Source organism: Sinorhizobium fredii NGR234, assembly GCF_000018545.1.
GTDB lineage: Bacteria > Pseudomonadota > Alphaproteobacteria > Rhizobiales > Rhizobiaceae > Sinorhizobium > Sinorhizobium fredii_A.
This window is the reverse complement of record NC_012587.1, coordinates 3,648,254-3,661,747: the sequence shown is the minus strand read 5'-3', so window position 1 is coordinate 3,661,747 and position 13,494 is coordinate 3,648,254. Positions and strand designations below refer to the sequence as shown.

The following is a 13,494-nucleotide window of genomic DNA, read 5'->3' as shown; positions in this document are numbered from 1 at the left end:
GCGCACTTTTGGGCGACATGCATTAACGCTCCTTCACATAGGGTACGCCGCCGGCCTTCGGCGGGATCGCCTTGCCGATGAAGCCGGCGAGCAGGATGACGGTGAGGATATAGGGCAGCGCCTGCATCAATTGTACCGGCACCTGGCCGATGAGCGGCAAGGGCGTGCCCTGCAGACGGATGGCGAGCGCATCGAGGAAACCGAAGAGCAGGCAGGCGAACATGACGTTCTTCGGCCGCCATTTGGCGAAGATCAGCGCCGCGAGCGCGATATAGCCCTTGCCCGCCGTCATGCCTTTGACGAAGCCGGCGGTCATGGCGAGAGACAGGTAGGCGCCGGCAAAACCACAGAGAATGCCGCAGCAGATCACCGCGCGGTATCTCAGCCAGATCACCGAGATGCCGGCCGTGTCGACCGCACCGGGGTTTTCGCCGACCGCCCGCAGCCGCAGCCCGAACCGGGTGCGGTAGAGGATCCACCAGGTCGCCGGCACCATGGCAAAGGCGAGATAGGTGAGCAGGAAATGCCCCGAGAGCAGGTCCGCATAGATCGGCCCAAGGAGAGGGATTTCCCGGATCGCGTCGGCGCCGGGAAGGTGGATCGTCTGGAACCTGGCGCCTTCGCCGAGCGCCGGCGTGCGGCCGCCCTGGCGGAACCAGGCTTCACCGAGAATCACCGTCGAGCCGGCGACGATGAAGTTGATCGCCACGCCCGAGACGATCTGGTTGCCGCGCTGGGTGATCGAGGCATAGCCGTGGACGAGGGACAGAAGGATGGAGATGAGGACAGCGGCGAGCAGCCCCACCCAGACCGACTGGGTGACGGCGGCGACGGCACCGGCGGCGAAGGCGGCGCCGAGCATCTTGCCCTCAAGCCCGATGTCGAAAACGCCGGCCCGCTCGGTGAAAAGGCCGGCAAGCGCCGCAAAGACCAGCGGCACGGAGACGCGGATCGTCGATTCGAGGAGCACCACGAGGACGTGGAAGAAATCCATGGCGTCAGGCTCCCTTGGTCTGGACGACGGCGGCGGCGCGCTGGCCGCGCATGGCGAAAGCGCGGGTGATCGCCGGGCGGAACATGTTTTCGAGTGCGCCGGCAAACAGGATGACGAGGCCCTGGATGATGACGATCATGTCGCGCGAGATCGACGGCATCTCGAAGGCGATCTCGGCGCCGCCCTGGTAGAGGACGCCGAAGAGGATCGCCGCGGGGATGATGCCGCCCGGATGCGAGCGGCCCATCAGCGCGACCGCGATGCCGACGAAGCCGGCGCCCTGGACGAAATCGAGCTGCATGCGGAACTGCTCGCCCATGATCGGATTCAGCGCCATCATCCCGGCAAGACCGCCGGAGATCATCATGGTGATGACGGTGATGCGGCTTTCGCGGATGCCGGCATAGCGCGCCGCCGAGGGACTATGGCCCATGGTGCGCATCTCGTAGCCGAGCTTGGTGCGCCAGATCAGCACCCAGACGCCGAAGGCGGCGGCGAGCGCCAGCAGGAAGGAGATGTTGAAGGGGGCGGTGCCGACATTGAGGCCGAAGATCGACAAGAGCCAGTCGAGCTTCGGCAATTGGCCGCCCTCGGCGAAGGTCCGCGTCTGCGGCGCCATCGATCCGAGCGGTTTCAGGACGCGCGTCAACAGATAGACCATCAGGCTCGAGGCGATGAAGTTGAACATGATGGTGGTGATGACGATGTGGCTGCCGCGCTTGGCCTGCAGCCAGCCGGGCAGGAAGGCCCAGAGCGCGCCGAAGAAGGCCGAGCCGAGGATGGCGAGCGGGAAGACCACGTACCAGGGCATCACCTGGTCGAGCCACAGGCAGGCGAGCGCCACGCCGATGCCGCCGACATAGGCCTGGCCCTCGCCGCCGATATTGAAGAGCCCGGCATGGAAGGCGACGGCGACGGCAAGGCCGGTGAAGATGAAGGTCGTCGCGTAATAGAGCGTGAAGCCGATATATTCGCCGCGGCCGAAGGCGCCGTTGATCAGGTGGTAAGCCGCCTCGAACGGATTTTCGCCGACGAGCAGCACGACGAGACCGGCGACGACGAAGGCGACGGCAAGGTTGATCAGCGGGATCAGGCCATATTCGACCCAGCCCGGGAGCTTCGCGTAGGGTGTGCTCATTCTGCGGCCTCCTTGCGGCCTTCGACGCCGGCCATCAGGAGACCGAGTTCGCCCTCGGTCGCCTCCGGGCTGCGCTCGCCGACGACGCGGCCGGCGAACATCACGAGGATGCGGTCGGAGAGCGAGCGGATCTCGTCGAGCTCGACGGAGACGAGCAGCACGGCCTTGCCCTGGTCGCGCATCTCGATGATCCGCTTGTGGATGAACTCGATCGCGCCGACGTCGACGCCGCGGGTCGGCTGGCCGATGATCAGCACGTCCGGACTGCGCTCCATCTCGCGGGCCAGGACGATTTTTTGCTGGTTGCCGCCGGAGAAATTGGCGGTCTTCAGGCGCGCATTCGGCGGGCGGATGTCGTATTTGGCGATCTTCTCCTCGGCATCCCTGCGGATCGCGTCGATGTCGAGGAAGACGCCTTTCAGATAGCGCGGGTCGTTGTGGTATCCGAGAATGGCATTCTCGCTCTCCTCGAATTTGAGGACGAGACCGACGTGATGCCTGTCTTCCGGGACATGCGCCAAGCCGCGGGCCCGGAGTTCGGCAGGATCCCTGTGGCCCGTCACATCGACGGACTTGCCGTTCAAAAGCACGGTTCCGGCGGTCGCCTTGCGGATGCCGGCGATCGCCTCGAGCAGTTCCGACTGGCCGTTGCCGGCGACACCGGCGATGCCGACGATCTCGCCGGCCTTGACCTCGAAGGAGACGTCGTCGACCATGGTCACGCCGCGGCTGTCCTTGACCGTGAGGCCTTGCACCGCGAGCTTCACATCGCCGGGGCTCGCCTCGCCCTTCTCGACACGCAGCAGCACGCGGCGGCCGACCATCAGTTCGGCCAGTTCCTCGACCGAGGTCTCGCGCGTCGTGCGGGTCGCGACCATCTCGCCGCGGCGCATCACCGAGACCTCGTCGGTGATCGCCATGATCTCGCGCAGCTTGTGGGTGATCAGGATGATCGTCTTTCCCTGCGCCTTGAGCTGGCCGAGAATGCGGAAGAGATGGTCGGCCTCGGCCGGCGTCAGCACGCCGGTCGGCTCGTCGAGGATCAGGATGTCGGCGCGGCGATAGAGGGCCTTCAGGATTTCCACCCGCTGCTGGAGACCGACCGGCAGTTCCTCGATCAGCGCATCCGGATTGACCTCGAGGGCATATTCCTTTTCGAGCCGCTTCAGTTCCTGGCGCGCCTTGGCGATGCCCTTGTTGAGGATCTGGCTGTCCTCGGCGCCGAGCATGACGTTCTCGAGCACGGTGAAATTCTCGACCAGCATGAAATGCTGGTGGACCATGCCGATGCCGACGGAGATCGCGGTGTTCGGATCGCGAATGGAGACGGACTTGCCGTCGACGAAAATCTCGCCGCTGTCGGCCTGGTAGAAGCCGTAGAGGATCGACATCAGCGTCGATTTGCCAGCGCCATTTTCGCCGATGATGCCGTGGATGGTGCCCTTGCGAACCCTAAGATTGATGTCCTTGTTGGCGTGGACCGGACCGAAGCTCTTGTCGATCCCGCGCAATTCGATGGCAATATTATCCATATTGGCCTGCGATCCCCTTTTTGCCCGCTTCGACCCGCCCCAGGACCGTGCCGGCAAATTTTTACCATTTGGTATAAGTTTATCACCGATTTTCCGGCGCGAAAGCCTCAAATCGCGATCTCCTTATACTCTCATCGGATCGCCGCTGAGAGTCCAGCGTGAATATACACAGGCGTATGAGGGACCAAGCCGACGTTGCCGGGAGCGCGCGCCGCGAAGAGCAAGGCCCCTCCCCAGCCCCTCCCCACAAAGGGGAGGGGCTTACGGTGCTGCGCCATTTCCGTCCCTATCTCAGCCTTTGCGTGTGCTGCGACGGATCGAATTGGCGGATTGATCGAGGCGCGCTACAAGTCCCTCGCCCTTGTGGGGAGGGGTTGGGGAGGGGTTGCGCCACCTATGCCTTCGCAGGCGCCCGCAGCAGCCTCAGCGCGTTGATCGTCACCAGGACGGTGGCGCCGGTGTCGGCGAGGATCGCCGGCCAGAGGCCGGTCACACCGGCGATCGTGGTCACCAGAAAGACCGCCTTGAGGCCGAGCGCGATCGCGATGTTCTGGTGGATATTGCGCATCGTCCGCCGCGACAGCCTCACCATCGCGGCGATATCCGAGACACGCCCGTGAAGACTGGCGGCGTCGGCCGTCTCCAGCGCCACATCGGTGCCGCCGCCGACCGCGATGCCGACATCGGCCGCCGCCAGTGCCGGCGCGTCGTTGATGCCGTCGCCGACCTTGGCGACCACATATCCTTCGCCCTTCAATTCGCCGACGATGCGCTGCTTGTCTTCCGGCAGGAGTTCGGCGCGCGCCTCGATCCCGAGCCGCCCGGCAATGGCTTCGGCAGTGCGCCGGTTGTCGCCGGTGAGCATGAGGACGCGGAGGCCGCTGTCGGCCAGCGCCTTCACACCGGTTACGGCATCGGCGCGCGGCTCGTCGCGCATCGCGAGCGCGCCGGCGGCACGACCATCGGCGATCAACACCGAAACGGTCTTGCCTTTATCGTGCAATGCCGCCACCTGAGCCTGCTCATCGGCCGTCAAAGGCGCCCGGCGGCCAGCCTCTTGCGGCGAGCCGAGAAAGAGGTCTGCGCCCGCCACCCTGCCGCTGATGCCCTTGCCGCCGAGGGCCTTGATCTCCGAAACGGCCGGCAAGGCAATTCCACCGGCCTCGGCGCGGGACAGGATCGCCTGCGCCAGCGGATGGCTGGAGCCCTGTTCGAGGACGGCCGCATGGCGGAGAACGTCCGCCTCGGTCCAGCCGAACCCGAGAATATCCGTCACTTTCGGCTTACCTTCGGTCAGCGTGCCGGTCTTGTCGAAGGCGACGGCGGTGACCTTGCCGACAGTTTCGAGCACGGCGCCGCCCTTGATAAGCAGGCCACGGCGGGCACCGGCAGAAAGGCTCGCGGCGATCGCCGCCGGTGTGGAAATGACGAGGGCGCAGGGGCAGCCGATCAACAGAAGCGCGAGCCCCTTGTAGATCCACTCCTGCCACGGACCGCCGAGGAAAAGCGGCGGTACGGTCGCAACGAGTGCCGCGACGAGGGCGACGGCCGGCGTATAGCCGCGCGAGAACCGGTCGATGAACCGCTCCGTCGGCGCCTTCGTCTCCTGCGCCTCCTCGACCAGCCTGATGACCCGGGCGATGGTGTTATCGGCGGCAGCCGCGGTGACACGCAGCCGTAGGGCCCCGTCGCCGTTGACCGTGCCGGCAAAGGCGTTGTCGCCGGGACCTTTCTTAACGGGCGCGCTCTCGCCGGTCACCGGCGCCTCGTCGATGCCGCTCTCGCCGGTGAGGATCACGCCGTCGGCGGCGAGCCGGTCGCCGGGGCGAACCAGAATTGTGGCGCCGACCGGCAGGCTTTCCGCCGGAACCTCGGTCATACGGCCATCGGCCTCCATGAGCGCGGTTTTCGGCACAAGTGCGGTGAGCGCCTCGATGCTCGCACGGGCCTTGCCGGCGGCGATCCCCTCCAGCAGCTCACCGATCAGGCAGAGAAACACGACCATCGCCGCCTCCTCGGCGGCGCCGATGAAAACCGCGCCGGCGGCTGCGATGGTCATCAGCATCTCGATGGAAAACGGCGTGCCGTTGAGGGCGGCCATGACCGCACGCCTGGCGATCGGCAGCAGGCCGACAAGCATGGCAAGGGTGAAGATCCAGGGCTCGGTCGCGGGTAAGAGCTTACCGATGCCGTAGGCACCGGCAAGCGCGATGCCGCAGGCAATCGTCAGCCGGCCCTTTCTCGTTTGCCACCAACGCTCCATGCGCCGCTCACGATTCGCGACGCCAATGATCGGGGGGACTTCGAGACGTGCGGACGGCACATCGTGTCGGTGATGGTCACCACCCGTCGCGCCATGCGCATGGCCGCAGCAAGCGTGATCGCCCGGAGGCATACTTGGTGACGCGTCGCCGGCCAAGGGCGAAAGCCCGTAGCCGAGCCCCGCAACCTTGCGCCTGATTGCCGGACCGACATCGTCGTTTCCGGCATGCCGCACGGTCATTGTGGCCGCGCTCACCGACACGCTGACGCCTTCGACGCCGACGACCCGCCTGACGGCGGTGTCGATCTTCGCCGCGCAGGACGCGCAATCCATGCCTTCGACGCGATACCTGCTTTCCCGAACCGGACCTGTCATGCGTTGCTCCTTCCAGCTTCGAGAGCAGGCTACAACCTCTAGCGACTAGAGCTACAAGCAAAAAAGCCACGGCGCGACGAAGTCGCTAGCGGACCTAGCTTCGGCGCGGCGGTCGCGGTCGCTTGCCCCCGGCAAGCAGCCGCTGCCGAGCGGCAGCTTGACTGGAGATTCGACGAAAGCGACCCTCGATCAGAACGAGGCACCCGCGCGACGCTTCCAAACCCCTAATTTCTAGTTGCAAAACCAATGCAACCATGTATTTTCATTTCTGCTCTGGCACAACCTATGACGTTGATGATCTGGTTGACGTTTGCGGCCGCATTGCCGTGCCATCGCTCTTTTTCATAACTCGAGATCAAGAATCGCCCTGACCGGGAACGGTCAGGGCATTTCTGGTGCTGGACATCCTGACTCCATCGCGCGGATCGGATAAGAGGGTCGTGGCGCGGGAAATTGCGCCCAAAGGCGATTTGCACGAATGAATGCTTTCGAACGAATGATCGCCCGGCAATTGGCTCCGTACCTCGGTTCGGTCGGATTTCTGAGACACGGCCAGACGTGGAACCGGCGTACGGACGGCGTCGTCCAGGTCATCTCCGTGCAACGGTCGACGACCAACCGGAGTTCGATTCCCGCTTCACGGTGAATATCGGCGTGACCCCCGATACAAGGTCGACAAAGGCCTGGGTTGCCGAGACTGAATGCCGGGCCCGCCAGCGCATCGGCTTCCTGCGCCCGGAGCGGCAGGATCATTGGTACCGCTATCTTCCGAAGGACCCGGCGAGCGTAGAGCGCGCCGTGGCAGAAGCCCGCGCAGATATAGAAGCTCACGCGCTGCCCTACCTTTCCCAAAGGTCAGGCGATTTTCCGCGGCTATTGCTTTGGGCCACATCGGCAATGCAAGCGCATGTTACGGTCTCGAGAGCATTCGACCGTCTGTGGCGACGGATCACCGCTCACTGGCCGTTCAACACGGGCGTCTGATCGATCGTCGGGACAACAGGCGCGGTCGGATGAACGTTGTTCTTGATTGGCGACAAGTTGCAACGGCGATCCCGCTGCCGAATAGCAGCGGGATCGTTGGCTCGCGACGCTATCATTCGTGAATTGTGTAGGATCCCAGCTTGCAGAGATCCTGCTTGTCTTCCGTCGTCTCGAGATTCGAGTTCTCATCGAATTCGAAACGCATGTCGTACTCGCAGACGTCCCGGCCGTCGGCGATCGTAAGTTCGATTGATTCGCCCGGCTCCAAAACCTGGCTGCCGAACACGTCGTCCTCCCATTCCTCGACCCCGACCGGCGACGTATGGAAACGGACGAGCGTCGCGCTTGTGTCATTCTTCAACGTGAAGACCAGATCCTCGGCCTGAGCCGACGATGCGAACGCGATCGCCGCCACGGTGACGGCAACCAAAACAGAATGCTTCATGAAGTAAGTCCCCTGCCCGAAATTGAGCCTGCGCACACTAGCCTTGGAGGCCGAAACGACAATGCCTTTCCGGCCTACCGGTCGCAGCGCACCAAAAATGGATGCTTTTCGCGATCAGCCCGGGCCTGCCCGTGTTCCATAGATGACTCCTTCCAAAGTGCTTCCTGTGCTATGTTTTCGGCTTGGCGCTTCCTTGCGGAGGGAAAGCAATATGGAAGCTCTCACACTCTTCGCGCGAAAATACATTTTGGCCGTTTTATCGGGTTGCATGCTTCTCGCCTCTCCAGTGGCGGCCGAAGAGGCCGCCGATGTCGCGACCGGGACGCGGCTCGCCGAATTGCTCAGGGCGGCCAGAAGCGTGCTTTCGAATTATCAGACGCTCATCAACGATCCGGCCGTGGCGGACAAGCATCTCGATGGCGAGCGTTTCACGGCCGAGGCCATCGCCCTCTACGGCAAGCGCACCGGCAGTCAATTGATCTCCGACGGCCTGGCTGAACGCGACCGCAAGCTGCTCCAGGCTCAGGTCGACGCCATGCGCGAGGTGATCGACGAACATCAGGACGACATAAACCGGCCCGGCATCGCCTTCAAAGGCTTCGTTCCAGCCGTCTTTGCGCGCCTGATGAACGAGAAATTCGCCGCCAAGGTGGGAAACGAGGCGCTGGTCCGCGTCACGGCGCCGGAGGTCCTGGTGCGTAACCGCAAGTCGCTTCCCGACGCCTGGGAGGCGAAGGTCATCGAGGAGGTCTTCCCGGACCCGCAAAGGCCGAAGGAGGACAGCTACACGGAAGTGACCGAGGTGAACGGCCGCCCCGCCTTTCGCATGCTGCTGCCGGAGTATTACACCGATTCCTGCCTCGTCTGTCACGGTGCCCCGAAGGGTGAAATCGACGTCACCGGCTACCCGAAGGAGGGCGGCAAGGCGGGCGACCTGGGCGGTGCGATCAGCATCGTCTTGTTCCAATGAGCGCGCTGGGAGAGCGGTTGCGGCCAGTCGAGGCTGTCCCGACGCCGGCCAGGAAGCTCGCCGGCCGGCTTGCCAATCTGCCGATCTCCGCCCGCGTCGCAACGCTGACGGCGGCCGGGCTGATCAGCCTGATCCTGTCATCGGTGTTTCTCACCCAGGCACTCCACCGCAGCGCCGAGCGCATGGCCGACACCCAGGAATTGTTCGACCGCGCTGCATCGGCGGCGGCGGCGCATGTCGCCTTCGGCGATCTCAGATACTGGCTGACCGATCTCTCCGTCAGCCTGCTGATGAATTCGCAGCGCAACGCCGAACAGGCCCGCGAACGCCTGCAGATCCAGCTGGAACGCCTTGCCAAGCATTCTCCGGACGCCGTCAGGGAAATCCGCACGGAAATCGACGCCTATGTCGCAACGGCGCTGCAGGCGACCGAAAGCTACACTGCGGACAACCGCATCCTCGGCAACACCTTGCTGGCGGAGGCACGCACCCACAGCGGCCACGTCGATCAGAATCTCAACAGGCTTGTCGAGCAGGTAAAGGCCGATGCCGAGGCGGCCCGCAACGAGGTCGTGGCACAGGCGCAGAAGACGGCGACGACCGCCGCCATCCTGGTCGGCGGCGTCGTCCTCGTCGGCTCGCTTCTGACGCTCCTGGTCCTGCGCTCGATCGTCGGCCCGCTCCGGCGCCTCAATCGGGTGATCGGAGATCTGACGGAAGGCCGATACGACGTGGAGATCCCTCAGGAGGGCGGCGACGACTTCGGAGCGATGGCGAAAACGCTTTCGCTCTTCCAGCAGAACGCGATCGAAAAGAAGAAGCTCGAAGACGAGGCGGAGCGGCAAAGGCGGACGATCGCCGCGGCCCTCGAGGCGATCTCCGACGGGTTCGTTCTCTACGATCCGGATGACAAGATCCTGGTCGCCAACAGCCGATATTGCGAAATTTTCCCGAGCCACAAACCGAACGAGCTTCGCGGCAAGAGCTTCCGCGAAATCCTGGAACAGAACCTCGCAAAAGGAAAAGTGGACCTCGAAGGCAAGGCGCCGGAAGAATGGATCGAAGACCGTCTGCGCCTCCACCGCGATCCGGCCGGCCTCGCCGACGAGAGGCGGTTCGACGACAAGTGGGTGCGCATCACCAAGCGCAAGATCCCGGACGGCGGGACTGTGGCGGTTTATACCGACATCACCGAGCTCAAGCAGAGGCAGGCCGAGCTGGAGCGGGCGAAGAGCAATGCCGAAGCGGCAAGCGAGGCCAAGAGCCGCTTTCTCGCCTCGATGAGCCACGAATTGCGCACGCCGCTGAATGCGATCATCGGCTACAGCGAAATGCTGATAGAAGAGGCGCACGATCACGGCGAGAACGAGCTGGTTCCGGACCTCGAGAAAATCGCCTCTGCCGGCCGGCATCTGCTGGCGCTCATCAACGACATCCTCGACCTGTCGAAGATCGAGGCGAACAAGATGGAGGTCTTCCTCGAAAGCTTCGGCGTCGCCCAGTTGCTCGGCGACGTCAGCGCGACAGTCGCCCCGCTGATGGCGAAGAACCGCAACGCCTTCGTGCAGGAGTTCGACGGCGACCTCGGAGAGATGCACTCCGACCAGACCAAGCTGCGCCAGAATCTCTTCAACCTGCTCAGCAACGCTGCGAAGTTCACCACCGGCGGCCGCGTCACGCTTTCGGCGCGGCGAGAGGGGCGGGCGGACGGCGATTGGCTTGTCTTCAAGGTATCGGATACCGGCATCGGGATGACGCCGGAGCAGCTGGACCGGCTTTTCAACGCCTTCACGCAAGCCGATGCTTCCACCACCCGAAACTATGGCGGAACGGGTTTGGGCTTGAGCATCACCCGCAGTTTCAGCCGCATGATCGGCGGCATCGTCAATGTCGAAAGCGAAGCCGGAAAGGGCTCGGTCTTCACGATGGAAGTGCCGGCGCTCTGCAGACGGGAGGCCGAAGTGCCCCCGGCGGCCGAGCCATCGCAGGTTATCCAGCCGGGCCGCACCGCGCTCATCATCGACGACGACCCGGCCGCCCGCAACCTGATTGCAAAGGCGCTCGCGGAAGCGGGCCTTGCCTCGATGCAGGCGGCAAGCGGAGCGGAAGGTATAGCGGTCGCCCGGGAGTATCGGCCCGACGCCATCATTCTCGACATCATCATGCCGCACCAGGACGGCTGGTCGGTGCTGCGCACGCTGAAGGGCGATCCCGACCTCTGCACCATCCCGGTGATCCTGGCGACGATCCTGGCGGATCGCGAACTTGGGCTCTCGCTCGGAGCGGTCGAATATCTGACCAAGCCGATCGACACCGACAAGCTGATCCGGACGATCGAGGCTAGCGGCGGCGGAAACCGCGACGTGCTGATCGTCGACGACGATCAGGCTTCGCGTGACTTCCTGCGGCGCATTCTGGTGAAAAGGGATTGGAAGGTCCACGAGGCAGGCGACGGCATTCGCGGTCTCGAAGTGATGAAACGGCTTCTGCCGCGCCTGGTCCTGCTCGATCTTCTGATGCCGGAACTGGACGGTTTCGAGACCCTCAGCGAGATGCAGCGTATCCCAGAGCTGCAGAACATTCCGGTCGTGGTGGTCACCTCGAAGGACCTCTCGGCAAGCGAGTTGCGTTGGCTGCGTGAACGGGCGGTCGCCGTCGTCAACAAGGGAGCGAACAGCCGGTCGCAACTTGTCGAGGCTCTCGAACGTCAGATCGCATCGCGTGAAACGGCCGGTCAGACCGGCGGGTGACGGGCTCAGGATTGCTGCAGAAGTTTGAGTGGCAGGATTCCTGGATCGGTTTCGAATTCGAGGAAACCTGCAGCAGGCCGGAGGAACCGAAATGACGAGAATCCTTCTGGTGGAAGACAATGAAATGAACCGCGACATGCTTTCGCGGCGGTTGTCTCGTCGCGGCTTCGACGTGCTGATTGCCGAGAACGGCAAGGACGGCGTCGAGATCGCCGCTTCGGAAAGGCCCGACCTGATCCTGATGGATATGAGCCTGCCGGTGATGGACGGCTGGGAAGCCACCAGACAGATCAAGGCCAATCCGGTGACCTGCGGGATTCCGGTCATAGCGCTGACGGCCCACGCCATGGCGAGCGATCGGGACATGGCGCTCGATGCCGGCTGCGACGACTATGACAGCAAGCCGATCGACCTGCCGCAGCTTGTCCGTAAGATCGAGCAGTTGCTCACCACACCTCATTGAGTGGCGTTTGAAATGAGTGTCGGAAACGAATTCCAGCGTCAGGCCCTTGCCACCCATGTGGCACAGCGGATGGCCGGCCCCGCACAGGCGATCCTGGGCTTTCAGGAACTGTTGCTCGAACAGGCGCGAGATCTCGGTCTGACGCATATGCTGGCCGACCTCGAGCGGATCGGCGCTGCAGCGACCCAATTGAACGGTTTCATCGATCGCCTGATCGACGACAAGGCGAACTGTCCCGCCGAAGACGCAGCCGAGGCGGATGCACGGTTGCGGCACGATCTGCGCACGCCGCTCAACGCCATCATCGGCTATTCCGAGATGATCCTCGAAGAGGCCGCAGAACTGCAGCCGCACACGCTGAAGGAGGATCTTGGTGTGATCCTGGCAGCGGCGGCCGAGCTTTTGAAGCAGGTCGAGGCCATCGCCGGTCTTTCGCACGGAAGCGCCATCGAGGCGCTTCAACCGCGGGACCAGGCCGGGCTCGACGCCGCCGAGCTTGAACGGCTCCTGTTCAGGACGGAGCAAGACGCCTGGCCGGATCAGGGCGGCCGGATTCTCGTCGTCGATGACGTCGCCAGCAATCGCGACCTGCTCTCCCGCCGCCTTCGACGCGAGGGCCATCGCGTCGTCACCGCCGATTCCGGCCTGTCGGCGCTGGCGAGACTGACGGAGCAGGAATTCGACCTCTTGCTGCTCGATATCCTGATGCCGGACATGAACGGCATCGAGGTCCTGTCGCGGCTGAAGGCGGAAGACCGCTGGCGGCACGTGCCGGTGATCATGATATCGGGCCTGAACGAAGTGGCCGCGGTGGCCCGCTGCATCGAGGCAGGGGCCGACGACTATCTGACGAAGCCGTTCAATCCCATCCTGCTTCGGGCGCGCATCAACTCCACCCTCGAAAAGAAACGCTGGCTCGACCGCGAGCACCGCTATCTCGAACGGATCGAAACGGAGAAGCGGCGCGCCGATTCCCTCATCCACGCCATCCTGCCGGACCAGATCGTTGCCCGGCTGCAGGGCGGCGAGGAGATCATCGCCGACCGCTTCGACGAGGTGTCCATTCTGTTTGCCGATATCGTCGGCTTCTCGCCCATCGCGGCAAGGCTGCCGCCATCGGACCTGGTCAGGCGGCTGGACAGGATGTTCAGCAAATTCGATCTCCTGACCGAGCAGCACCGCGTCGAGAAGATCAAGACCATCGGCGATGCCTATATGGCCGCCTGCGGCATCCCGGAGCCTTCGGCGGACCACGCCGACCGGATCGTCGCTCTCGCAAAATCGATGCTGGAATCGTTGCGGGACGCGGCCCCCGACGGCGAGCGCTTCCGGGTCCGGATCGGCATCCATTCGGGACCGGTCGTCGCCGGGCTGATCGGCCGGCTTCGTTTCGTCTACGACGTGTGGGGAGAGACGGTGAACATTGCGAGCCGCCTCGAATCCCAAGGCGTGCCGGACTGCGTGCAGATATCGGAAGCGACCCGGCGCGCCCTGCGCGGCCGATGGACGCTGGAGCCGCGTTGCGCCCTCGACCTGAAGGGCATCGGCCGGACCGAGACCTATCTCGTACGATAGTACGG

Annotated in this window: 11 protein-coding genes; 6 read left to right on the top strand and 5 right to left on the bottom strand. The window is 64.0% G+C overall.

Annotated features, from left to right (window positions below; all coding sequences use genetic code 11):
* Positions 1 to 22: 22 nt before the first annotated feature.
* The 4 genes from NGR_RS28375 to NGR_RS28360 all read right to left on the bottom strand — a co-directional run bounded on the left by NGR_RS28375 (position 23) and on the right by NGR_RS28360 (position 6,302).
* Positions 23 to 994, bottom strand: a complete 972-nt coding sequence (locus tag NGR_RS28375) for an ABC transporter permease (RefSeq protein WP_012709923.1) — start codon at positions 992 to 994, stop codon at positions 23 to 25.
* Between the two features lie 4 nt (positions 995 to 998).
* Positions 999 to 2,132 carry an ABC transporter permease gene (locus NGR_RS28370; protein WP_012709922.1) on the bottom strand — a complete coding sequence of 378 codons (1,134 nt, stop codon included), beginning with the start codon at positions 2,130 to 2,132 and terminating at the stop codon, positions 999 to 1,001.
* Positions 2,129 to 3,664 carry an ABC transporter ATP-binding protein gene (locus tag NGR_RS28365; RefSeq protein ID WP_012709921.1) on the bottom strand — a complete coding sequence of 512 codons (1,536 nt, stop codon included), beginning with the start codon at positions 3,662 to 3,664 and terminating at the stop codon, positions 2,129 to 2,131. The genes NGR_RS28370 and NGR_RS28365 overlap by 4 nt, the downstream gene beginning before the upstream one ends.
* Positions 3,665 to 4,058: 394 nt before the next feature.
* Positions 4,059 to 6,302: a heavy metal translocating P-type ATPase gene (locus NGR_RS28360; protein ID WP_012709920.1), complete on the bottom strand. Its 2,244-nt coding sequence runs from the start codon at positions 6,300 to 6,302 to the stop codon at positions 4,059 to 4,061.
* 478 nt (positions 6,303 to 6,780) lie between these two features.
* Between NGR_RS28360 and NGR_RS33280 the strand changes: the two genes are divergently transcribed.
* Positions 6,781 to 6,948 carry a DUF4304 domain-containing protein gene (locus NGR_RS33280; protein WP_348774932.1) on the top strand — a complete coding sequence of 56 codons (168 nt, stop codon included), beginning with the start codon at positions 6,781 to 6,783 and terminating at the stop codon, positions 6,946 to 6,948.
* Complete coding sequence (locus tag NGR_RS28355) at positions 6,945 to 7,286, top strand: DUF4304 domain-containing protein (protein WP_348774931.1); 342 nt, start codon at positions 6,945 to 6,947, stop codon at positions 7,284 to 7,286. The genes NGR_RS33280 and NGR_RS28355 overlap by 4 nt, the downstream gene beginning before the upstream one ends.
* 112 nt (positions 7,287 to 7,398) lie before the next feature.
* On the opposite strand, the gene NGR_RS28350 is transcribed toward NGR_RS28355, so the two are convergent.
* Positions 7,399 to 7,731 (bottom strand): hypothetical protein, encoded by a 333-nt coding sequence (locus NGR_RS28350; protein WP_012709919.1) that lies wholly within the window; start codon positions 7,729 to 7,731, stop codon positions 7,399 to 7,401.
* A 211-nt stretch (positions 7,732 to 7,942) separates the two neighbouring features.
* Here NGR_RS28350 and NGR_RS28345 point away from each other — a divergent pair, with 211 nt between their 5' ends.
* The 4 genes from NGR_RS28345 to NGR_RS28330 all read left to right on the top strand — a co-directional run bounded on the left by NGR_RS28345 (position 7,943) and on the right by NGR_RS28330 (position 13,489).
* Positions 7,943 to 8,701 (top strand): Tll0287-like domain-containing protein, encoded by a 759-nt coding sequence (locus NGR_RS28345; protein ID WP_012709918.1) that lies wholly within the window; start codon positions 7,943 to 7,945, stop codon positions 8,699 to 8,701.
* Positions 8,698 to 11,451 carry an ATP-binding response regulator gene (locus NGR_RS28340; protein WP_012709917.1) on the top strand — a complete coding sequence of 918 codons (2,754 nt, stop codon included), beginning with the start codon at positions 8,698 to 8,700 and terminating at the stop codon, positions 11,449 to 11,451. Before NGR_RS28345 ends, NGR_RS28340 begins: the two co-directional genes overlap by 4 nt.
* A gap of 91 nt (positions 11,452 to 11,542) precedes the next feature.
* Positions 11,543 to 11,914, top strand: coding sequence for a response regulator (locus NGR_RS28335; RefSeq protein ID WP_012709916.1), 372 nt, complete (start codon positions 11,543 to 11,545; stop codon positions 11,912 to 11,914).
* A gap of 12 nt (positions 11,915 to 11,926) precedes the next feature.
* Complete coding sequence (locus tag NGR_RS28330; protein ID WP_012709915.1) at positions 11,927 to 13,489, top strand: adenylate/guanylate cyclase domain-containing protein; 1,563 nt, start codon at positions 11,927 to 11,929, stop codon at positions 13,487 to 13,489.
* Positions 13,490 to 13,494 lie beyond the last annotated feature (5 nt).

Coding starts and splice junctions, on each gene's coding strand:
- NGR_RS28335 (WP_012709916.1), top strand. CDS start 11,543: ATGACGAGAATCCTTCTGGTGGAAGACAATGAAATGAACCGCGACATG.
- NGR_RS28345 (WP_012709918.1), top strand. CDS start 7,943: ATGGAAGCTCTCACACTCTTCGCGCGAAAATACATTTTGGCCGTTTTA.
- NGR_RS28340 (WP_012709917.1), top strand. CDS start 8,698: ATGAGCGCGCTGGGAGAGCGGTTGCGGCCAGTCGAGGCTGTCCCGACG.
- NGR_RS28360 (WP_012709920.1), bottom strand. CDS start 6,302: ATGACAGGTCCGGTTCGGGAAAGCAGGTATCGCGTCGAAGGCATGGAT.
- NGR_RS28350 (WP_012709919.1), bottom strand. CDS start 7,731: ATGAAGCATTCTGTTTTGGTTGCCGTCACCGTGGCGGCGATCGCGTTC.
- NGR_RS28365 (WP_012709921.1), bottom strand. CDS start 3,664: ATGGATAATATTGCCATCGAATTGCGCGGGATCGACAAGAGCTTCGGT.
- NGR_RS28330 (WP_012709915.1), top strand. CDS start 11,927: ATGAGTGTCGGAAACGAATTCCAGCGTCAGGCCCTTGCCACCCATGTG.
- NGR_RS28370 (WP_012709922.1), bottom strand. CDS start 2,132: ATGAGCACACCCTACGCGAAGCTCCCGGGCTGGGTCGAATATGGCCTG.
- NGR_RS33280 (WP_348774932.1), top strand. CDS start 6,781: ATGAATGCTTTCGAACGAATGATCGCCCGGCAATTGGCTCCGTACCTC.
- NGR_RS28375 (WP_012709923.1), bottom strand. CDS start 994: ATGGATTTCTTCCACGTCCTCGTGGTGCTCCTCGAATCGACGATCCGC.